This is a genomic window from Seonamhaeicola sp. S2-3, assembly GCF_001971785.1.
Taxonomy (GTDB): Bacteria; Bacteroidota; Bacteroidia; order Flavobacteriales; family Flavobacteriaceae; genus Seonamhaeicola.
Genome location: NZ_CP019389.1, coordinates 459843 through 478132, shown reverse-complemented (window position 1 = coordinate 478132; position 18290 = coordinate 459843). Strand labels below are relative to the sequence as shown.

22 protein-coding genes are annotated in these 18290 nt (G+C 30.1%); 11 read left to right on the top strand and 11 right to left on the bottom strand.

All coding sequences use genetic code 11. The features are described 5' to 3' along the window. Window positions 1-34: 34 nt before the first annotated feature. Together BWZ22_RS02365 and BWZ22_RS02360 are read right to left on the bottom strand one after the other, a co-directional pair. On the bottom strand, window positions 35-1246 hold the full coding sequence (locus BWZ22_RS02365; protein ID WP_076697754.1) for a hypothetical protein: 1212 nt from the start codon (window positions 1244-1246) through the stop codon (window positions 35-37). Window positions 1247-1433: 187 nt separating this feature from the next. Continuing rightward, the gene (locus BWZ22_RS02360; protein ID WP_076697753.1) at window positions 1434-2081 is read right to left on the bottom strand and encodes an ATP-binding cassette domain-containing protein; all 648 of its coding nucleotides are present in this window, start codon (window positions 2079-2081) and stop codon (window positions 1434-1436) included. Window positions 2082-2483: 402 nt separating this feature from the next. On the opposite strand from BWZ22_RS02360, the gene prfA reads away from it, so the two are divergent. The 3 genes from prfA to BWZ22_RS02340 all read left to right on the top strand — a co-directional run bounded on the left by prfA (window position 2484) and on the right by BWZ22_RS02340 (window position 5251). Then, the gene (prfA, locus tag BWZ22_RS02350; protein ID WP_076697750.1) at window positions 2484-3560 is read left to right on the top strand and encodes a peptide chain release factor 1; all 1077 of its coding nucleotides are present in this window, start codon (window positions 2484-2486) and stop codon (window positions 3558-3560) included. 8 nt (window positions 3561-3568) lie between these two features. After that, on the top strand, window positions 3569-4390 hold the full coding sequence (pyrF, locus tag BWZ22_RS02345; RefSeq protein ID WP_076697749.1) for an orotidine-5'-phosphate decarboxylase: 822 nt from the start codon (window positions 3569-3571) through the stop codon (window positions 4388-4390). A gap of 72 nt (window positions 4391-4462) precedes the next feature. Further along, window positions 4463-5251 carry an ABC transporter substrate-binding protein gene (locus BWZ22_RS02340; RefSeq protein ID WP_076697748.1) on the top strand — a complete coding sequence of 263 codons (789 nt, stop codon included), beginning with the start codon at window positions 4463-4465 and terminating at the stop codon, window positions 5249-5251. Here BWZ22_RS02340 and BWZ22_RS16570 read toward each other — a convergent pair. From BWZ22_RS16570 to BWZ22_RS02330, 3 genes are all read right to left on the bottom strand, one after another. After that, window positions 5223-5369 carry a hypothetical protein gene (locus BWZ22_RS16570; protein ID WP_157607884.1) on the bottom strand — a complete coding sequence of 49 codons (147 nt, stop codon included), beginning with the start codon at window positions 5367-5369 and terminating at the stop codon, window positions 5223-5225. The two genes, BWZ22_RS02340 and BWZ22_RS16570, sit on opposite strands and share 29 nt — an antisense overlap. 78 nt (window positions 5370-5447) lie before the next feature. Next, window positions 5448-5645 (bottom strand): Lacal_2735 family protein, encoded by a 198-nt coding sequence (locus BWZ22_RS02335; RefSeq protein WP_076697747.1) that lies wholly within the window; start codon window positions 5643-5645, stop codon window positions 5448-5450. A gap of 161 nt (window positions 5646-5806) precedes the next feature. Further along, the gene (locus BWZ22_RS02330) at window positions 5807-6511 is read right to left on the bottom strand and encodes a DUF4197 domain-containing protein (protein WP_076697745.1); all 705 of its coding nucleotides are present in this window, start codon (window positions 6509-6511) and stop codon (window positions 5807-5809) included. A 219-nt stretch (window positions 6512-6730) separates the two neighbouring features. On the opposite strand from BWZ22_RS02330, the gene BWZ22_RS02325 reads away from it, so the two are divergent. Beyond that, complete coding sequence (locus BWZ22_RS02325) at window positions 6731-7843, top strand: TlpA disulfide reductase family protein (RefSeq protein WP_076697744.1); 1113 nt, start codon at window positions 6731-6733, stop codon at window positions 7841-7843. 63 nt (window positions 7844-7906) lie between these two features. Here the strand turns inward: BWZ22_RS02325 and BWZ22_RS02320 are convergent, their stop codons facing one another. After that, window positions 7907-8293: a nucleoside triphosphate pyrophosphohydrolase family protein gene (locus tag BWZ22_RS02320; RefSeq protein WP_076697743.1), complete on the bottom strand. Its 387-nt coding sequence runs from the start codon at window positions 8291-8293 to the stop codon at window positions 7907-7909. Between the two features lie 51 nt (window positions 8294-8344). Here BWZ22_RS02320 and BWZ22_RS02315 point away from each other — a divergent pair, with 51 nt between their 5' ends. Beyond that, on the top strand, window positions 8345-8530 hold the full coding sequence (locus tag BWZ22_RS02315; protein ID WP_076697742.1) for a hypothetical protein: 186 nt from the start codon (window positions 8345-8347) through the stop codon (window positions 8528-8530). A gap of 246 nt (window positions 8531-8776) precedes the next feature. Here BWZ22_RS02315 and BWZ22_RS02310 read toward each other — a convergent pair whose 3' ends face one another. Continuing rightward, complete coding sequence (locus BWZ22_RS02310; RefSeq protein WP_076697741.1) at window positions 8777-10816, bottom strand: dihydrofolate reductase; 2040 nt, start codon at window positions 10814-10816, stop codon at window positions 8777-8779. 190 nt (window positions 10817-11006) lie between these two features. Between BWZ22_RS02310 and BWZ22_RS02305 the strand changes: the two genes are divergently transcribed. Beyond that, on the top strand, window positions 11007-12026 hold the full coding sequence (locus BWZ22_RS02305) for a GyrI-like domain-containing protein (RefSeq protein WP_076697740.1): 1020 nt from the start codon (window positions 11007-11009) through the stop codon (window positions 12024-12026). A gap of 3 nt (window positions 12027-12029) precedes the next feature. Beyond that, on the top strand, window positions 12030-12395 hold the full coding sequence (gene crcB / locus BWZ22_RS02300) for a fluoride efflux transporter CrcB (RefSeq protein ID WP_076697739.1): 366 nt from the start codon (window positions 12030-12032) through the stop codon (window positions 12393-12395). 75 nt (window positions 12396-12470) lie between these two features. On the opposite strand, the gene BWZ22_RS02295 is transcribed toward crcB, so the two are convergent. Beyond that, window positions 12471-13076 (bottom strand): DUF1684 domain-containing protein, encoded by a 606-nt coding sequence (locus tag BWZ22_RS02295; protein WP_076697738.1) that lies wholly within the window; start codon window positions 13074-13076, stop codon window positions 12471-12473. 283 nt (window positions 13077-13359) lie between these two features. Between BWZ22_RS02295 and BWZ22_RS02290 the strand changes: the two genes are divergently transcribed. From BWZ22_RS02290 to BWZ22_RS02280, 3 genes are read left to right on the top strand one after another with little or no spacing between them, the layout of a single operon-like run. Then, the gene (locus BWZ22_RS02290; RefSeq protein ID WP_076697737.1) at window positions 13360-14619 is read left to right on the top strand and encodes an MFS transporter; all 1260 of its coding nucleotides are present in this window, start codon (window positions 13360-13362) and stop codon (window positions 14617-14619) included. Continuing rightward, window positions 14610-14987, top strand: a complete 378-nt coding sequence (locus BWZ22_RS02285) for a VOC family protein (protein ID WP_076697735.1) — start codon at window positions 14610-14612, stop codon at window positions 14985-14987. Before BWZ22_RS02290 ends, BWZ22_RS02285 begins: the two co-directional genes overlap by 10 nt. Window positions 14988-14997: 10 nt before the next feature. Next, window positions 14998-15984: a YpdA family putative bacillithiol disulfide reductase gene (locus BWZ22_RS02280; RefSeq protein WP_076697734.1), complete on the top strand. Its 987-nt coding sequence runs from the start codon at window positions 14998-15000 to the stop codon at window positions 15982-15984. A 15-nt stretch (window positions 15985-15999) separates the two neighbouring features. Here BWZ22_RS02280 and BWZ22_RS02275 read toward each other — a convergent pair whose 3' ends face one another. Next, window positions 16000-16440 (bottom strand): Lrp/AsnC family transcriptional regulator, encoded by a 441-nt coding sequence (locus BWZ22_RS02275; protein ID WP_076697733.1) that lies wholly within the window; start codon window positions 16438-16440, stop codon window positions 16000-16002. A gap of 122 nt (window positions 16441-16562) precedes the next feature. On the opposite strand from BWZ22_RS02275, the gene BWZ22_RS02270 reads away from it, so the two are divergent. After that, window positions 16563-16958 (top strand): hypothetical protein, encoded by a 396-nt coding sequence (locus BWZ22_RS02270; RefSeq protein ID WP_076697732.1) that lies wholly within the window; start codon window positions 16563-16565, stop codon window positions 16956-16958. Here the strand turns inward: BWZ22_RS02270 and BWZ22_RS02265 are convergent. After that, window positions 16955-17500, bottom strand: a complete 546-nt coding sequence (locus BWZ22_RS02265; RefSeq protein WP_076697731.1) for a sigma-70 family RNA polymerase sigma factor — start codon at window positions 17498-17500, stop codon at window positions 16955-16957. The genes BWZ22_RS02270 and BWZ22_RS02265 overlap by 4 nt on opposite strands. Window positions 17501-17764: 264 nt before the next feature. Beyond that, complete coding sequence (locus BWZ22_RS02260; protein WP_076697730.1) at window positions 17765-18250, bottom strand: hypothetical protein; 486 nt, start codon at window positions 18248-18250, stop codon at window positions 17765-17767. Between the last annotated feature and the right edge of the window lie 40 nt (window positions 18251-18290).

Here is an 18290-nt window from a genome sequence, read left to right as displayed (position 1 = left end):
TTCAGACAGCCTTTTTTATGTTTGTTTATTTCTATTAGATTTCTACGTCTTCAAAAAGTGTTTCGTAGGCTTCAAAAACGGCTTCAAACTTTTCTTCTAATTCAGTAAATGAACCCTCAAAATACGTTTCAAAATCACTTGAAGTGCCATCATCAAATAAGAATTTAACATTTATTATATCCTCAGTTACTTCATCCCATTCGTAAGACTCAGTGGTTTCGTTATAGATATAATCTGTATAGGTATCTTGGTCTTTATAAAAAAGGCTTTCAGCAATTAGTTTGTTGTTTATGCTTAATATAGCATTAACATTTTTGTTTAATAAATCAATTTGCTCATCAATAGTTAATTCTTCGTCTAAGTCAAAGTCATTGTCATTTGCGCTTACATTTAGTTTAGCATCAAGAAAGTTAAATGAAAAGTCAACACTGTCAAAAATATCAGTGACCTCACTATCAGTATTGTTAAAGTTTCCTTTTGCAGTATAGTTGTAACCAATGATAACCTCACTATCAATTTTGAAAGTAAATGATTGATCTATTTTAGCGTTGTTGCTATTGTTATAATTGGTTTCAAAAACAAAACCACCAATAGTAGTTTTGTTATTTATTTTAGTAGGTATTAAATTGTTATCTTGTAAAGTTGCAGTATAATCTTGAGAAAATACTGTAATGTCATCAATTTTTAAGTTAGCTTTAGCTAAAGTTGGTAGCTCTTCTCCTTCAACAGTTTTTGAAGCAAAATCAGTAAAGCTATAAATAGCATTTTTGTTTTCGTTGTATGATATTTTATAAATAATATCATCACTTTCACCAATTTTTTCAAAATCTTCAATATCTGCGTTCCATTCATAAACACCAGATTCAGCTTCAAAATCAAATATTAAATTATTTTTTGAGGCTAGCGCTAATGATTGTTTAGCATTAAATTCAATTAAACTATTTTTAGATTGAATGCTACTTGCATTTTCAATAGAGTTTAATGCTGTTGATTTAAAACCACTAAATTTAGTTGTGTTTGAAGAACTCAAATACTCAGCCAGTTCAATAATTTCATTTAAAGCATCGTCGTTTTTAAATTCTTCAATTTTGTTTAAAAGTTTAATACTGTTGTCTTCAAGTTGTTGTTTACCTTCTTCAACAGTTAAAGATCCGTCTAATTTGTTTGAATCTCCATCATCATTGTTGCTACAAGATGTGTTAAATAACATAGTAGAGATAAGGGCTAATGCAAAAATTTTTTTCATGTTTAATTTCTTGTTAAATTTTGCTCAAAAATATAGCTATTTACATTTTCTAACAAGAAAAAAATGATTTTTTTTGTGATTTAAATCTTACATTTTATCAATGCGTTTGTGGGTTAATAATGTGTTGTTTTTTTAAAAACAAGGGTAAGTGTGAAATATAATTTCTAGTATGTTGTGCATTAGAATCTTAATGAATGTGTTTGTAATCTTCAAGTTCTCTTAAATTATTTATCTGTTTTGTACATCCATTTTTAATAAGGTAAAGATTGTTGCACACGTCAATAACTTCAGAATATCTATGGTCAGTCAAAATGATGCACTTTTGGTTTTTTTCTAATTTAATTAAACTTTTAATTTTTTCAATATATAATGGAGCTACACCATTAAATGGTTCATCTAGTAAAATAATTTGCCTTGGTGTTTTTAGTGTTAAGTATATCTCAATAATTCTTTGTTCACCTCCAGAAAGTAACCCAAATTTCGTGTTTTTAAATATTGAAAGCGTTTCAAAATGTTCTATAAACACTTTCCAATCAACCTTATAAAGTTTAAAAGCTGTTTTTAGCTTAATATATTTGGGTATAAAATTATACTGTGGTAAATAAGAAACCAATTTGGTTTTGTATAGTGGTTTTAAAATAGGTGTAGAATTAATTCTAACAAGTTTATATTTTGGTTTTAAATTGCCAAAAATTATATTGAGTAAGCAACTTTTTCCGCAACCATTACTCCCTAAAATACCAGTAATTTCACCAGTTTCAGCTTTTAAATAAATACCATTTAATATTGGTTTCTTTTTAAAGTAAAGTTCAATACTATCAATTTCTAAAATCATATAAACTCTCTAAGAATTAAAAGAAAAGGAATGCTCAGAAATAAGTCTATAAGATACAGTATTGAAAATAGTTTAAAGGTAGAAATACCCAAGTTTTTGTAAAAAGTAAGTTTACGTTTTGCAGTTGTTTCATTAGTTATGTACCACAAAAAAAATACTAAAAAAACTTTAACTATTAGGATAATTACAGGCTCAATTTTAAAAAATAAAAGCGTAGTATTTATTCCTAAAGACCATAAAACTAGTGGTCTGTAAAAAAATAATATAGATAATAATTGCTGCATGGTAATCACAGAAACGTAAAATAGTTTAAAATATTCTGCTATATTAAGAATAGGCTTAATGAGAATAACCTAAAATTGATAAATTATCGTATTTTTGGAGACCAATTAAAAGAGGCAGATGTTAGAGAAATTACAAATAGTAAAACAGCGTTTTGATGAGGTGAGTGATTTAATCATTCAACCCGATATAATATCAGATCAGAAACGGTATGTTGAGCTAAACAGAGAATACAAAGATTTAAGAATTTTAATGGATAAGCGTGAAGCTTACATTGAATTAACTAATAATTTGGCTGAAGCCGAAGAAATTATTGCAGATGGTAGCGATCCTGAAATGGTAGAAATGGCCAAAATGCAATATGATGAAGCCAAAGAAGGTATTCCTAAATTAGAAGAAGAAATAAGAGTACTCTTAATACCAAAAGACCCTGAAGATGCCAAAAATGCGGTGGTAGAATTGCGTGCAGGAACAGGTGGAGATGAAGCTAGTATTTTTGCAGGCGACTTATATAGAATGTACACCAAATATTGCGAAAGCAAAGGTTGGAAAGTAAGTACGGTAGATTTTAGCGAAGGTACCAATGGTGGTTTTAAAGAAATTCAATTTGAAGTTACAGGTGAAGATGTTTATGGTACTTTAAAATTTGAAGCTGGCGTACACCGTGTACAACGTGTGCCACAAACAGAAACACAAGGGCGTGTACACACCAGTGCAGCTACGGTGATGGTATTTCCAGAGGCTGAAGAATTTGATGTAGAAATAGACCCAAAAGATGTTAGAATAGATTATTTCTGTTCTTCTGGTCCAGGAGGGCAATCTGTTAACACAACTTATTCTGCAGTGCGTTTAACGCATGAGCCAACGGGGTTAGTAGCACAATGTCAAGATCAAAAATCGCAACACAAAAACAAAGAAAAAGCCTTCAAGGTATTACGCTCGCGTTTATACGATTTAGAGTTAGCCAAAAAACAAGAAGAAGATGCAGCTAAACGTGGTAGTATGGTAAGTTCTGGTGATAGAAGTGCTAAAATTAGAACCTATAACTACCCACAAGGGCGTGTAACAGATCATAGAATTGGTTTAACCCTGTATGATTTGCAAAATATTGTAAATGGCGATATTCAAAAAATAATTGATGAACTTATGTTAGCTGAAAATACTGAAAAGCTTAAGGCTAACGACGAAACAATTTAATTTAAAAGGTGACAACAAGCCAACTCGTTTCAGAAATTAAAAAAAAGCAATCCTTTTTATGTATAGGGTTAGATGTAGATTTAGATAAAATTCCGCAACATCTTTTAAAAGAAGAAGATCCTATTTTTGCTTTCAATAAAGCTATAATTGATGCAACACATCACTTATGTGTGGCATATAAACCAAACACAGCATTTTATGAGGCTTATGGCTTAAAAGGCTGGAAGGCTTTAGAAAAAACCATTAATTATTTAAATGAAAAGCATCCTGAAATATTTACTATTGCAGATGCTAAACGAGGCGATATTGGTAACACAAGTACCATGTACGCTAAAGCTTTTTTTGAAGATTTAGCTTTTGATTCTGTTACCGTAGCACCCTATATGGGTAAAGATTCTGTAGAGCCCTTTTTAGCTTTTAAAACCAAACACACTATTTTGTTAGCGTTAACATCTAATCAAGGGGCATTTGATTTTCAAACAAAGGCTGTTAATGATAAAGAGTTATACAAACAGGTTTTAGAGACTTCTAAAACATGGAATAATTCTGAAAACTTAATGTATGTTGTTGGGGCTACCAAAGCTGAATATTTAGCTGATATTAGAAAAATAATACCCCATAGTTTTTTGTTAGTACCAGGTGTGGGTGCTCAAGGCGGAAACTTGCAAGATGTTTGTAAATATGGTATGAGTGATAATGTGGGCTTACTTATAAATTCATCAAGAGGTATTATTTACGCTTCAAATAATATCGATTTTGCTCAGGCTGCTGCTCTTAAAGCCGAAGAACTCCAACAGCAAATGAAAGTTGAATTGACGCATCATTTCTAGGGGTAACGGTGATGTAAGAATTTCTTTTTTAATAAATAGATTGCCACTATAAAACTTTAAATTTTCTTCGTAATGACACAATTAAAAGATCAAATTAATAGAGTCATTTCGTTTGAAAAAGCACCAAAACGAATTGTTTCATTAGTGCCAAGTCAAACAGAATTGTTGTGTGATTTGGGGTTAGAATCTTCAATAGTTGGGCTCACAAAATTTTGTGTACATCCCGTTAAAATTAAATCAAAAGCTACCGTTGTTGGTGGTACAAAACAACTAGATGTTGAAAAAATAAAAGCTTTAAACCCAGATGTTATTCTGTGTAATAAAGAAGAAAATACCAAAGAAATTGTTGAGGCTTGTGAGTCTGTTTGTATGGTGCATGTTTCTGATATTTTTACACTTAATGATAGTTTGCAACTTATAAAACAATACGGGTATTTATTTAATGTAGAAGAAAAAGCATTGCAAATTTGTAATGAGATAGAATGGCAATATAAAGATTTTGAGTGTTTTGTTCAGAATAAAAAACAGCTTAAAGTAGTCTATTTTATTTGGAAAAATCCTTGGATGGTGGCAGCCAACAATACATTTATAAATTATTTGCTAACGCTTAATAATTTTGATAATTATTACAAAAGCCAACATAGGTATCCTGAAATAAATTTAGAGGTTAAACCAGAAATAGATTTAGTAATGCTATCTAGTGAGCCTTACCCGTTTAAAGAAAAGCATAAAAAAGACTTAGAAGCATTTTACCCCAACGCAGAAATAGTTTTGGTTGATGGCGAAATGTTTTCTTGGTATGGTTCTAGATTAACAAAAGCATTTGCTTATTTTAAAGCGCTTCGTTTAAATCTTTGTTGAATTCTACCTTGCTAATATCATCAACAAAATTAGCAATAGTTCTTTCAATTTCTTTTAGACTAATAGCCTTGTTTAAATTTGGTTTAATCTTGCCAACTCTACAAAAATGGGTATTCATAACATTTCTTTTTTATACTATAAAGTACGAGAAAAGATGTGATTTGGATGTAAGAAAAAAGTTAAAAAATTGCTAACGTTAAGATACTAATTGAACAGAATCTCTAGATAAATAATTTAGTTTATTTATTTTATGAAGAAGTTTAATTGCTCTATACTCAGAAATATCACTTAAAGCAGAGTCTGTCTGCCTAAAATTATAGGCTTGCTCTATAAGTTCTTTGTAACGCCTTTTTAAAGCATTTTTTTGATGTTTTATGAGTATTGATTTTTCCATAAAAAACTTAATATCAAGAACTTAAATATACGTTTTTTATTTTGTTATTCAAATTTTTTTTCTGCTTAGTTTGTATGCTAGTAATTATTTTTATTATAAATGAAAAAGCCGAATAGTTTGAGTATTCGGCTTTATTTTTAATAGAATATATGTGTTGTATACTAGTCTTGTAGAGCAAATACTTTTTTAAGTAAATCTGTAGTTCTAGATGAAACTTTATTTCTAATTTCTTGTTCTTCTATAGCAATCATTGTATAAACACCTTTAAGTGCTTCTTTGGTAACATAATCTGTTAAGTCTGGGTTTACATCATTTGTAAGTGGTATACTATTGTACTTTGTTATTAAGTTATTCCAAATAGTGTCTGCACCAACTTTAGAAAATGAGTTTTTAATTACAGGATTAAATTTAGCATATAAAGCGGTTTCAGTTTTAGTTGTTAAATACTGTGTAGCTGCATCATCATTTCCTAATAAAATATTTTTAGCATCGGCAAATGTTATTTCTTTTACGGCATCAACAAAAATTGGGGTAGCTTCTTTAACAGCATCTTCGGCAGCTCTATTTAATACTTTTAACCCTTCGTCAGCTAATTTACTTAAGCCAATATCACGTAGCGTTTTATCAACCTTTTGAAGTTCTTCTGGTAATAAAATTTTCACCAATTCGTTTTTATAAAAACCATCTTCTTGGGTAAGTTTGGTTACTTGCTTTTCAATTCCTAAGTCTAGAGCTTGTCTTAATCCAGAAGCAATTTCAGTATTACCAATGGTATTGCTTTGAGGTAATTCGTTTATTACTTGTTGTAACTCTGCACATGCAGTAAGATTGAAAATTAACAATAAGGTTAAGAGTTTTCGGGTCATAATATTTTTTGGTTAAATATATAAATTAAAAAGTGATTTATAGATAAAAATAAAGATGTGTTAAGTTGTTATTTGACTGTGTTTTAGTAATTGTTTTTTATTTGTTTTTATGACACAAAATAACAATTAAAGTCACTTTATAATTAAATTACCTATGGTTTATTAATGTGAATAATTTTTTAGCATAATATTTGTTATACTTGTATTAAATGTAAAAAAGTGAAGTTTAAAATAGTTGTTTTAATATTATTTAGTATTAATGTTTCAATGGGGCAAGTGCATGTTTCAGAATTTATTCGAGATTCTAACATAGCAAAAAATGATTACAACAAGCTCTATTTTATAGATTTTTGGGCTACTTGGTGTGCGCCTTGTATTCATGTTTCAAAATATTTAGAAACACTTCAAAATCAATATTCTGAAGATTTTTATATAGTTTCTTTAAGTCAAGAAAACCCAGATTTAGTAAAACAATTTATAAAACGACATAAGGTGAATCTTGCTGTTGCTATAGATTTTGAAGGGGAAACATTTCAAAAAAATAAAATTAATAGTCTGCCCTATGGTATTTTATATAACGCTTCAGGAAAAAAACTATGGGAAGGTCATCCAGCAGAACTAAAAGATTATCATGTAGCTAAATTTTTAAAACAGAATACTAAAAAAGCTAGTGTTAGCAATATGTTTATTGTTAATAACGTGAATTATACTCAAACCAATAACGTTTATAAACCTATTAATGATTTTGAATATTTAGAATTAGAAAGTGTTGCTGTTGATGGTTTACAAATAAAATATAAACAAGATTATATAGAGCTATCAGGAAGTTTGAAAGATATCTTAGCCTATTCAAATAAAGTGAATAAGAATCAAATTAAGATAGGGTTTGATTTAAATAAGAAGTATAAAATGTACTTTAAGTATCATTCTAATGCTTTTAAAAATATGGAAAAAACCATTTTAAAAAGCTTGAATTTGACTAAAGAAGAAGCTATGGGAAATGGTTATGTTTTGGTGTTTAGTTTTAACAATGCAATGCTGTGGGATAAACATCAAATTAATTGGGGTATAAATAATGAAAAATATCTTATTGGAGATACTCAGATAAAAGCAGATAATGTTTCATTAGAAGACATGATGTATAAGCTATCTAGTATTTTAGAAACCCCTATTGTTTACAATAAAAGCGGTTTAAGCCAAGAGCTACATGATTGGCAAATACACTATAAATACTATGATTTAATGGTTTCAAACCTATATGATACTTATGGTATAAAAGTAGAAAAACAAATAAGTAGTTATCCAGAATACATAATAAAAAAGGCACTCTAAGACGCCTTTTAACACTTTACACACTTGGTGAGATACCCTACCTTGCCTACTATCAGATACTACCTATTTATTTAAAATTGATTGAATATTGGGTTTAAAATAATTAGGCCCTTTAAGTACTTTTCCATCTTCTCTATAAATAGGTTCACCATCTGCTCCTAACTTACTCATATTACTACGCTGAATTTCTTCAAACACTTCTTCTATTTTATATTGTAAACCATGTTCTATTATGGTACCACACAAAATATAAAGCATATCTCCTAAGGCATCGGCCACTTCTACTAAATCACCATTATTAGCAGCGTCTAAATACTCTTCATTTTCTTCTCTCATCAACTTATACCGTAACACATTTTTTTCTATACCTAAGTTTGCTTTAGGGGTTTCTCTGTGGCCTATTTTAAATGCTGTATGAAATGCCTTAACGGCGTTTATTTTGTCTTGCATAAATTGGTTTTCTTTAATCTAAATTTATTTAATTTGCATAAAAGTAGTTATATGTTCAGTAAAGGTCAAATCATTTTTGGAGTTTTATTTTTTATAGCCTTCGCCATTATTATTGGTTTTACTTACCGTAAGGATTTAAAACTTCATAAACGGTTTTATGCTGGTAGTATATGGGTGTTAATTGCCTTTATTGCTTTTATCCTTTTTATTGCTGCTATTAAATTCTTTTTTAAATAAATTACTTTAACTTACTAGGAAATATTTAGTTAAAACTGTTATATAAATAAATTGTGTTAATTAACGCAACCTTTTTTAACCCCAAGCATCTATTTAATAACTAAATAAAACTGAATATAATGAAGACACTATTAATTATATCTATTCTACTCGTAATTAATATTTTACTTTTAATTTTTAGTGTAAACAAAAAAACAGAACCTTGAAAACAAGATTCTGTTTTAACTTAAAAAAAGGTTTTTAGTGTTAATTTACCTCTGGTAAAAAATTATAGTTTTTACTGTAATACAGCATTTGTTCTGCAAATGTTTTTGGCTGTGTTACTTTAATAGTTGTAATCTCGCCAGCTTCATTAGTTTCTGGTACTAAAACAGGGTTAACAAAACCTGAGTATGGAGCTGACTTAAATTGCTTATTACGTTCTAAAACTTCGGCATGAATAGCTTGGTCTACTTTTACGCCGTAACCTTCTACCAAAGCTTCTACAGCTTCGTAATCACCTTCAGATTTTATACGCTGTGTTTCACGTAATAAATCGCCAAAAAGTTCACGTAGTTTTTCATAATTGGTTATGTTAAAATAGGTTTTACCATTGCGTGTTACTTTTTCAATAACGTTGTCTGCTTTTCCTTTTTCATAAACCCATGCACTTACCCACTGTCTGTTACGCATATGTGCTTCTTCAACATCATCGCCTAAATTTAAACGAATTAATTGCATCATTAAGCCATTTCTTATGTAACCATCGTAAGCTGCTTTTCCTACAGATTTCCAATCATCAACAAGTCCTAGCTCTTGTAATTTGCTATCATATAAATAATATAATGCTACTAAATCTGCTCTACCTTCCTCTAAAGTAGATCTATAATTTTTAAGTGTTTCATTTACAGTGCCAACACCTGGGTTTATTTTTCCTGAAGCATGACCTATTACTTCATGCAATGCTGTGTGAAGTTTATCAGCTAATTGCCCATACTTTTCTTCTAACTGCAATTCTTCTTCATCATGAACAAATTCTTTTAAACGTCCTGTACTTCCTGCGTTGTTATAAGCATGGACAATGTTTCCTAAAGAAACAGATTTACTACCTACATTTGCACGAATCCAGTTGGCATTAGGTAAATTAACACCTATTGGTGTACTTGGAGATGCATCTCCAGCTTCACCAGCAACATTAACAACTTTATAAGTTACCCCTACAACATTTTCTTTTTTATGTTTATCCATTATAGAAGAATTATCTTCAAACCATTGTGCGTTATCTGATAATACTTTCATTTTTTGAGACATATCAAAATCATTTATTTGCACTATAGTTTCATAAGAACCTCTGTAGCCTAGTGGGTCGTTATAAACTTCAATAAAACTGTTTATATAGTCAATATTGCCTTCTGTGGCTTTTGTCCAAGCTACATTATAGTCATCCCAAGTTTGTAAATCTCCAGTTTTATAATACTCAATTAATACCCCAAGCGCATTGGCTTGTGCTTCATTTTCGGCAACACCTTTGGCAAGTTCTAACCATTTAACTATCTCATCAATAGCACTTCCATAAAGCCCGCCAGATTTATAAACGCGTTCTTTTACCACACCATTTTCTTTTACTAACTGAGAGTTTAACCCAAAAGACAAGGGTTTATTTGGGTCTGGAGACACTTTAGTTTTATAAAAATTTTGAACATCTTTATTAGTAACATTAGGTCCGTAAAAATTAACAGCAGATTCTGCTATGTTATCAATGCCTTTTTTCTTGTTTACTTTTTTAGAATCGACATCATTAAAGATAACATCAAAAGGCTCACCTTCTAAAACCGTATTAGTTTGTGTTAATAATTCTTTTAAATAATCTGCAGAAAATTCTGGTTTAATCTTATCATTTGAATAATGATGATGAATGCCATTACTAAACCATACACGCTTTAAATATACCTCAAAAGCTTTCCAATCATCAGAAGTTTTATCGCCTTTGTAATTAGTATAAATATTTTCAAGTGCTTTTCTAATAGTTAAATTATGACGGTAGTTTTGATCCCAAATAATATCTCTACCAGATAATCCTGCTTGGGTTAAATAGTACACCAACTTTTGCTCCTTTAAAGTTAGTTTATCCCAACCCGGAATTTGATATCTTAAAATCTTTAAATCTGCAAACTGCTCAACATTATAATTGAACTTTTCAGTTTCCACAATTTCAGAGGTTTCATTGGTTTTTTCAGGTTTGCCATCAACACAACCAAATAAAACAACAGAAATTAACACTACACTTAGAAAAAATTTTAGTTTCATTTTGAAAGTTTAATTGTTTTGTAATTCTTTTAATAAACTGTCAAATACAAGATTTTGATTATTATTTAAAACGATAAATCTTAATTTAACACAAAATCCTAATTTGAAGATTAGCAAATGTAATAATTTATTAACCGAAATGAAAAATGATTATCTTTGATTCATCAAACTCACCAAAACCCTCTTACGAATGAAAGCCTTTAAATACATTTTATTCCTTTTGCTCATTATCATTATAGGTACAGCTATATATATTGCAGTACAGCCAAACTCTTTTGAAGTTAGCAGGACTAGAACTATTAAAGCTCCAGCGCCAGTTATTTACTCTAATGTAATAGACTTTAAAAATTGGGAAAAATGGTCTTCTTGGGTTGAAGAAAATCCTGAAATGAAACTTACCTATGGTGAAAAAACTAGAGGTGTAGGTGGTTCTTATTCTTGGGAAGACAAAGACGGAATTGGTACCATGACTACTATAGAAACCATACTCAACACTACTATTACACAAGAAATGCAATTTGCAGAGTTTCCAAAATCTGATGTTTCATGGGAATTTAAACGTACTGATGATGGGGCAACCGATGTAACTTGGAAAATTTCTGGAAAAGACCTCCCTTTTGGTTTTAAAGCTTTTGCTACTTTTACTGGTGGCATGGACAAACAAATAGGTCCACATTATGAGCGTAGTTTAGAAAAACTAGATAGTATAGTTCAATTACGTTTAAAAGCTTTTTCTATAAATATTGATGGTATAACAGAATATGGAGGTGGTTTTTATATGTACAAAACCACATCTGCAACTGGTACTAATATTAGCCAAATAATGGGGAAACAATATGGTGAAATTATGAGCTATATGTCAAAAAATAATATTGTTGCCAACGGTATGCCTTTCACTATTTATAATGAAATGAATACCGAAAACGGAAATATTATTATGAGTAACGCTATACCTATTATGAGCAAAGTTACTGTTGAAAATGGTAGTGAAATACTTTGTGGTTACATACCCAAAACAAAAGCTTTAAAAACTACTTTAAAAGGAAATTATACCAACCTACCAAAAGCATGGGAAGCAACTATGAAACATATCTCTGAAAATGGTTTAGAAATGTCTGACATTAAACCTTTTGAAATTTACACTAATGACCCTGGAAATTTCCCAAATCCAGCAGATTGGATTACAGAAATATACATTCCTCTTAAATAGTCTATGAAACATTTATTATTGGTTTTTGTTGGTGGTGGTTTTGGTAGTGTATTACGTTACATTATTGGCAAATATTTAAACAGCAGCCAAACAGGAATACCTTATGGTACTTTTGCTGCTAATATTTTGGGTAGTTTGCTTATTGGTATTATTTTGGGTTTAGCTGCTAAAAATAATTCATTAAACCAAAGTCAAACATTGTTATTGGCTACGGGGTTTTGTGGTGGTTTTACAACTTTTTCAACCTTTGCCTATGAAAACCATGTGTTTTTAAAATCTGGCGATTTTACAAGTTTTGCGCTTTATACAATTGTTAGCTTTGTAATAGGTTTTTTAGCAGTGTTTTTGGGAATGTTTTTGGTGAAGTAGAAAGGTAGTCTTATTCAAAAAAGCTATAACCCCTCCCTTTTAATGAGAATTATTAAAAAGCCATTTAATTAAAATTTATAAGTGCTTCTTAAAGGCCTTTACGCCAGCTTCAATTCTAACTCTTAAATAGTTTTCTCTAGGAACAACAGGGCAAGAATATTTAGTATTATAAGCACAATAAGGATTATAGGCTTCATTAAAGTCAATTATCATAGTATCACCCGTTGGTATTTTAGCATCAACATACCTACCTCCTCCGTAACTTTCCTCTCCATTTGTTTCATCTAAAAAAGGTAAAAACAAATAATCTTCGTAACCATCTTCTTCAATTAAACCTAGGTTTTGATAAACATTTAGCTTTAAATCTTTCCCTTTTAATGTAAAATAAAGTTCGCCATATTTCACATATGTAGATCTTCTATTGGTAGTAGTTTTCATTTTAAAAGGCTTTTCATTAGGCGTTCTTTTAAATTGAGCTGTTACTACATATGCAGAATCAAACTTAAAAAAATCTAAGCCTGTAAAATGCTTACGGTCTTTTTCTGTTAAAGGAGATTTTGTTGCATCTTTAAACTGTGCATTCATTTCTCTTTGAAATTCAGTTTCACCTTGTATTGGCTTTTTATCTTGAGCACAACAAACTGTATTAATTAACAGTAAAAACAGAAGTAAGTTTCTCATTAATTTATTTTTTTTTCATTTCAAAAATACAACTTACAAATATTTTATTTAGCTTTGGTGCTTCAAAAGAATTAAAAATGAGACGTATTGTCATGATTTGTAAGAAGCAGTGGATGACTTCCCTAACCGGAAGATCATGTTGGGCTTATTATATATTGTGGTGATATTGACATAAAATATTACAATATTAAAAAGTCCGACTACTCAGTCGGATTTTTTATTTTTAGTTGATAATCAACTATTTAATTAAATCTATTATTTATGACTTAGAAAATTAGAACTCATGAAAACACTAATGAACAATTACGTAAACACGTTTAAAGGACTCTCAACAGAAGTATGGTGGTTAGCACTTATTACATTAATTAATAGAGCAGGCACCATGGTTATTCCATTCTTATCATTATATCTAACCAAAAGTTTAAAATTTTCGGTTACAGATGTAGCGTGGATTATGAGTGCTTTTGGTTTAGGTTCGGTTGTGGGCTCATGGTTAGGCGGTAAGTTAACCGATAAAATTGGTTACTACAAAGTAATGTGCTACAGCTTAATTAGCACGGGTATTTTATTTGTTGCATTACAGTTTTTAAGCACCTTTTTAGCATTTTGCATTGGTATATTTTTAGTTATGTTGGTGGCAGATACTTTTAGACCTGCCATGTTTGTAGCATTAAGTGCTTATAGCAAACCAGAAAACAAAACTCGGTCTGTTACACTAATTAGGTTAGCAATAAATTTAGGGTTTTCAGCAGGTCCTGCCATTGGAGGTCTAATTATTACTAGCTTGAGTTATAAAGGATTGTTTTGGGTTGATGGCATTACATGTATAGCTGCAACTTTAGTATTAATAAATGTGCTTAATCCAAAATTAACTAAAACTTTAGATGAAGTAAAAACTAAAAACCCAAAGTCTGCATACAATGATAAAGCTTTTATTATTTTCCTAGTTGCTATGGCACTTTTTGGAGTGGTATTTTTACAATACTTCTCTACAATGCCTATTTATTACAAAGATGTACACGCTTTAAGCGAAATGGAAATTGGATTATTATTGGGTATGAATGGGTTTATCATTTTTGTATTTGAAATGCCACTAATAAAATGGTTAGAAAACACAGCTTTCAAAAAAACAAGTTTAATGCTTTTTGGAGCCATTTTAACAGGATTAAGTTTTATTATTCTTAACCTTACTAATTGGGTTGGTATATTAGTAATTGGTATGCTTTTAATGACTTTTGGTGAAATGATAGCCTTCCCTTTTTCAAATGCGTTTGCTTTAGATAGAGCAAAAAAAGGAAACCAAGGAGAATATATGGCTCTTTACGCTATAGCCTTCTCTATTGCTCATATTTTTGGACATAATTTAGGACTACAAATGATTGGAAAATTAGGGTTTGACAATACTTGGTTTATTATAACAGCCATAGCAGCATTATGCGTTTTCTTATTATTCTTTCTAAAACAATACTTAAATGCTAAAAAAAAGACACGCATAAAAGCAATTGAAACTGAAGTTGAAGAAGAAGAAATACTATGGATTTAAACCAAATCACAATACCATCAAAAGATGTTGTAAAAGCAACAGAATTTTACAAAACCTTGGGATTGCGTCTTATTGTTGATGCATGCCCAAGGTATGTAAGATTTGAATGCCCCAAAGGAAACAGCACCTTTTCTATTCATAAAGTTGAAAAATTGCCTAAAGGCGAAGGCATTAGCATTTATTTTGAAAACGAAAATTTAGATGAATTGGTTAAAAACCTTCAGCAAAAAGGTATTAATTTTGTACAATTACCCGAAACCAAATCATGGCTTTGGCGTGAAGCTCATTTAAACGATTTAGACGGCAACAAAATTATTTTATACCACGCTGGAGAAAACCGAAAAAATCCGCCGTGGCACATAAATTAATTCTAATCACATGACAAAAGAAGCATTGCAAACAGAAAAAGATATTATAATTATTGGAGGCGGCCCTATTGGTATTGCCTGCGCTTTAGAATGTAAAAAAAGAAACTGGAATTACGTGGTTATAGAAAAAGGTACTTTAACAAATTCACTGTTTAATTACCCTAAAAACATGACGTTTTTTTCAACATCTGAAAAATTAGAAATAGACAGTATTCCTTTTATTAGCAACAACCCAAAGCCTAATAGAGACGAAGCTTTAGAGTATTACAGGCGCGTTACAACATCAAATAACTTAAACATTAATTTATACGAAACTGTTGAAACCGTAACCAAAACAGCAAATGTATTTGAAGTAAAAACAACTAAGTGTAATTACACCGCTAAACATGTAATTATTAGCACTGGTTTTTATGACATCCCTAAATTACTTAATGTTCCAGGTGAAAATTTAGACAAAGTAACGCATTACTACAAAGAAGCTCACAACTACACCTTGCAAGATATTGTGGTAGTTGGCGCAAGCAATTCTGCTGTTGATGCTGCTTTAGAAATTTGGCGCAAAGGCGGACGTGTAACTATGGTTATTAGAGGAGAAAATATTGGTGAACGTGTTAAATATTGGGTGCGTCCAGATATAATTAATCGTATTGAAGAAGGTAGCATAAAAGCCTATTTTAATTCTGAAATTAAAGAAATAACACCAAATTCTGTAGTTGTAAAAACACCTAAAGGCTTGGTTACATTGCCTAATGATTATGTAATTGCTCTAACAGGATATCTTCCTAACTTTAAACTATTAAAAAACAGTGGCATTACACTTTCTAATGATGATAAAAGTATTCCAACATACAATAGTGAAACTATGGAGTCTAATATAAAAAACTTATATTTAGCCGGTGTAATTTGTGGCGGAAAAGAAACCCATAAATGGTTTATAGAAAACTCTAGAATTCATGCAAAACGTATTGCAAAACATATTGAAACCAAATTAAATTAAGCTCTTATTTAGCTTTTAAATAGGTTTTATCTCACTTTGCTTTATAACTCTAGAAAGAACAATTTGCGTTTTACTTTCTCCGTAAACAATAAGCTGATCTATAAATGTTTCAAGGTGTTTTTGGTTTTTTAAAACCACTTCCATAACAATATTTTCATCACCTGTTATACGGTAACAATTAACCACCTCATCAAAAGTTTTTACTTTTTCTAAAAACGGTTTTAATTTCCCCATAAAAGCACGTAATGTTATTATGGCTTTAAATTGATAACCTATTTCAAACGGAGAAATTAAAGCTTTATAACCTTCTATGATACCTAAATCTTCCATTTTTTTGATGCGCTCTGAAACGGCAGGAGAACTTATTCCTACCCGACGCCCAATTTCGGCATTAGAAAGTCTAGCATTATGTTGTAAACACTTCAAAATCTTCTTATTAAGCTCATCTGTTTTCATTTAAAGATAAATAGCTTTAAAAAATTAAATTTTAAAGTAAAAATACAAATTTACTTTAAATACTAAAGTTAGATATAATTTCTTGTGAGTAATTTTGATAAAATTGTAGTGAAAAAAGAAACATGTTACATAATACCCCACCAAACCTATCGGAATTACCTATTTATAAAAAGGCACTAGAAATTTTTGCGCTTTCTCAAAGTATTTCTACCTACCTTCAATATGATTTAGCATCTCTTAAAGAAGATGGCTCTGAAGACTCAAACATTTATTTTTCTGGTGATATTGTACAACAATCTGTAAACTTAGCTCCTGAAATTGCTAATGCTGAATTGCAGCGTCATTCTGAAAGAAAACATAAGCATATTGCTTCTTTAAGACGCTTAACAAACTTACTTTATAAAAATTCTTATCGTTTAGAAAAGTCTAACAGTAACGGCAAAGATTTTTTGCCTATTTTAAGGCGTGAATTGCGTAAATTTAAAAAGCTACAACGCAGTTGGATGTTGAGTCTTTAGTTATGATTGCAAATTTTACAATCTGCTTTTTCTTTTAGTTCTCCAACAAGAAAACCTTGGTCGTTTACTTTAAAATCACAACAATCTATAAAGCCTTGAGCAATTAATTTTCTGCCACGTTGTATTTGAGATTTAACCGTGGCGAGTGGCAACTGCAATTGCTCTGAAATTTGTGTTTGTTTAAGTCCTTTTATATCACTTAAAAACAACGGATCTCTATATTTTTTAGGTAAACTTTTAATAATACCACGTAAACAATCGGCTTTGGTGTGTTCTAATTTTTGGTCTTCAAAAACAAAATCTTCATCGGTAGTTTCATAAACTATTTTTTTACTTCTAAAATAATCTAAAACCGTGTATCTAGCTATAGAGAAAATCCAAGATTTTAACTTGTTTTCATTGTTTAAGGTATTGAGTTTTGTGTGTACTTTAATAAAGGTTTCTTGTAGTAAATCATCTGTAACTACTTCATCTTTAACCTTACTTAAAATAAAGTGTTTTATATCTTCGGCATAGGTATTCCAAACATCTTTAGTCTTCATAAATCACTATTGAGAAACTGCGCTAATTCTAGTATAAATTTACTAAAATTAGCGCAGCTTATTTCTATCTAAAAAATGATTAACAATTACAGTTAGAACAAGTACAGTTAGTACAGGTACAGTTTTTACAGTTTCCGCTTTTACAACCTTCACAGTTGCATGTACAATTATTATTTTTCATGATATCTATTTTTTTAAGTTCATATAATAGACGTACATGTTTATAAAAAGATGCAAAAAAAATTACATTTTTTTTAAATGAATTTATTGCAACTTAAAGACTTTATCAAATTGTCTGTTTTCGTCTCCGTAAAACGTTACGTTAAGTGTAATTTTCCATTGATCATCTGATAGTTTTTCACCAGAAATTATTCCTGTTGGAGCTACATTTTTATCAGGTGTATCTTGAAAAAAACAAAAACATGACTTTGAAAGTACAACTTTTGCTGTAGTTAATGCTTCATCTGTAATTTCAAAACTATTTAAGTTAGAATCTATTTCAAAATAGATAAATTCTGAATACTCATCATCTGCAATTTGCTCTTCATCTTTAGCCTTATAGTAATACTTAAAAACTATTTTATCGCCCTCTGAAACAACACCATATTTCATGTAAGAATTTTCAATAGTATTTATAGTTAATTCACTATCCGAAAAAAAATGGTACTCATATTTTTCGCCAGAAACACCATCATTACTACAAGAAAACATAATAATACAAACAAGTAACACACATAATTTATTAATCATAGCTATTTTTTATTCTGAAGATACCAAAAAACCGCTATGG

What these genes read in the sequence shown, in the direction of transcription:
- BWZ22_RS02265 (WP_076697731.1), bottom strand. Translation starts at nt 17,500, where the DNA reads ATGAAGACTAAAGATGTTTGGAATACCTATGCCGAAGATATAAAACAC.
- BWZ22_RS02275 (WP_076697733.1), bottom strand. Translation starts at nt 16,440, where the DNA reads ATGAAAACAGATGAGCTTAATAAGAAGATTTTGAAGTGTTTACAACAT.
- BWZ22_RS02330 (WP_076697745.1), bottom strand. Translation starts at nt 6,511, where the DNA reads ATGACCCGAAAACTCTTAACCTTATTGTTAATTTTCAATCTTACTGCA.
- BWZ22_RS02340 (WP_076697748.1), top strand. Translation starts at nt 4,463, where the DNA reads ATGACACAATTAAAAGATCAAATTAATAGAGTCATTTCGTTTGAAAAA.
- BWZ22_RS02260 (WP_076697730.1), bottom strand. Translation starts at nt 18,250, where the DNA reads ATGATTAATAAATTATGTGTGTTACTTGTTTGTATTATTATGTTTTCT.
- BWZ22_RS02360 (WP_076697753.1), bottom strand. Translation starts at nt 2,081, where the DNA reads ATGATTTTAGAAATTGATAGTATTGAACTTTACTTTAAAAAGAAACCA.
- BWZ22_RS02315 (WP_076697742.1), top strand. Translation starts at nt 8,345, where the DNA reads ATGTTCAGTAAAGGTCAAATCATTTTTGGAGTTTTATTTTTTATAGCC.
- BWZ22_RS16570 (WP_157607884.1), bottom strand. Translation starts at nt 5,369, where the DNA reads ATGAATACCCATTTTTGTAGAGTTGGCAAGATTAAACCAAATTTAAAC.
- crcB (WP_076697739.1), top strand. Translation starts at nt 12,030, where the DNA reads ATGAAACATTTATTATTGGTTTTTGTTGGTGGTGGTTTTGGTAGTGTA.
- BWZ22_RS02335 (WP_076697747.1), bottom strand. Translation starts at nt 5,645, where the DNA reads ATGGAAAAATCAATACTCATAAAACATCAAAAAAATGCTTTAAAAAGG.
- prfA (WP_076697750.1), top strand. Translation starts at nt 2,484, where the DNA reads ATGTTAGAGAAATTACAAATAGTAAAACAGCGTTTTGATGAGGTGAGT.
- BWZ22_RS02310 (WP_076697741.1), bottom strand. Translation starts at nt 10,816, where the DNA reads ATGAAACTAAAATTTTTTCTAAGTGTAGTGTTAATTTCTGTTGTTTTA.
- BWZ22_RS02285 (WP_076697735.1), top strand. Translation starts at nt 14,610, where the DNA reads ATGGATTTAAACCAAATCACAATACCATCAAAAGATGTTGTAAAAGCA.
- BWZ22_RS02305 (WP_076697740.1), top strand. Translation starts at nt 11,007, where the DNA reads ATGAAAGCCTTTAAATACATTTTATTCCTTTTGCTCATTATCATTATA.
- BWZ22_RS02320 (WP_076697743.1), bottom strand. Translation starts at nt 8,293, where the DNA reads ATGCAAGACAAAATAAACGCCGTTAAGGCATTTCATACAGCATTTAAA.
- BWZ22_RS02365 (WP_076697754.1), bottom strand. Translation starts at nt 1,246, where the DNA reads ATGAAAAAAATTTTTGCATTAGCCCTTATCTCTACTATGTTATTTAAC.
- BWZ22_RS02290 (WP_076697737.1), top strand. Translation starts at nt 13,360, where the DNA reads ATGAAAACACTAATGAACAATTACGTAAACACGTTTAAAGGACTCTCA.
- BWZ22_RS02280 (WP_076697734.1), top strand. Translation starts at nt 14,998, where the DNA reads ATGACAAAAGAAGCATTGCAAACAGAAAAAGATATTATAATTATTGGA.
- BWZ22_RS02270 (WP_076697732.1), top strand. Translation starts at nt 16,563, where the DNA reads ATGTTACATAATACCCCACCAAACCTATCGGAATTACCTATTTATAAA.
- BWZ22_RS02295 (WP_076697738.1), bottom strand. Translation starts at nt 13,076, where the DNA reads ATGAGAAACTTACTTCTGTTTTTACTGTTAATTAATACAGTTTGTTGT.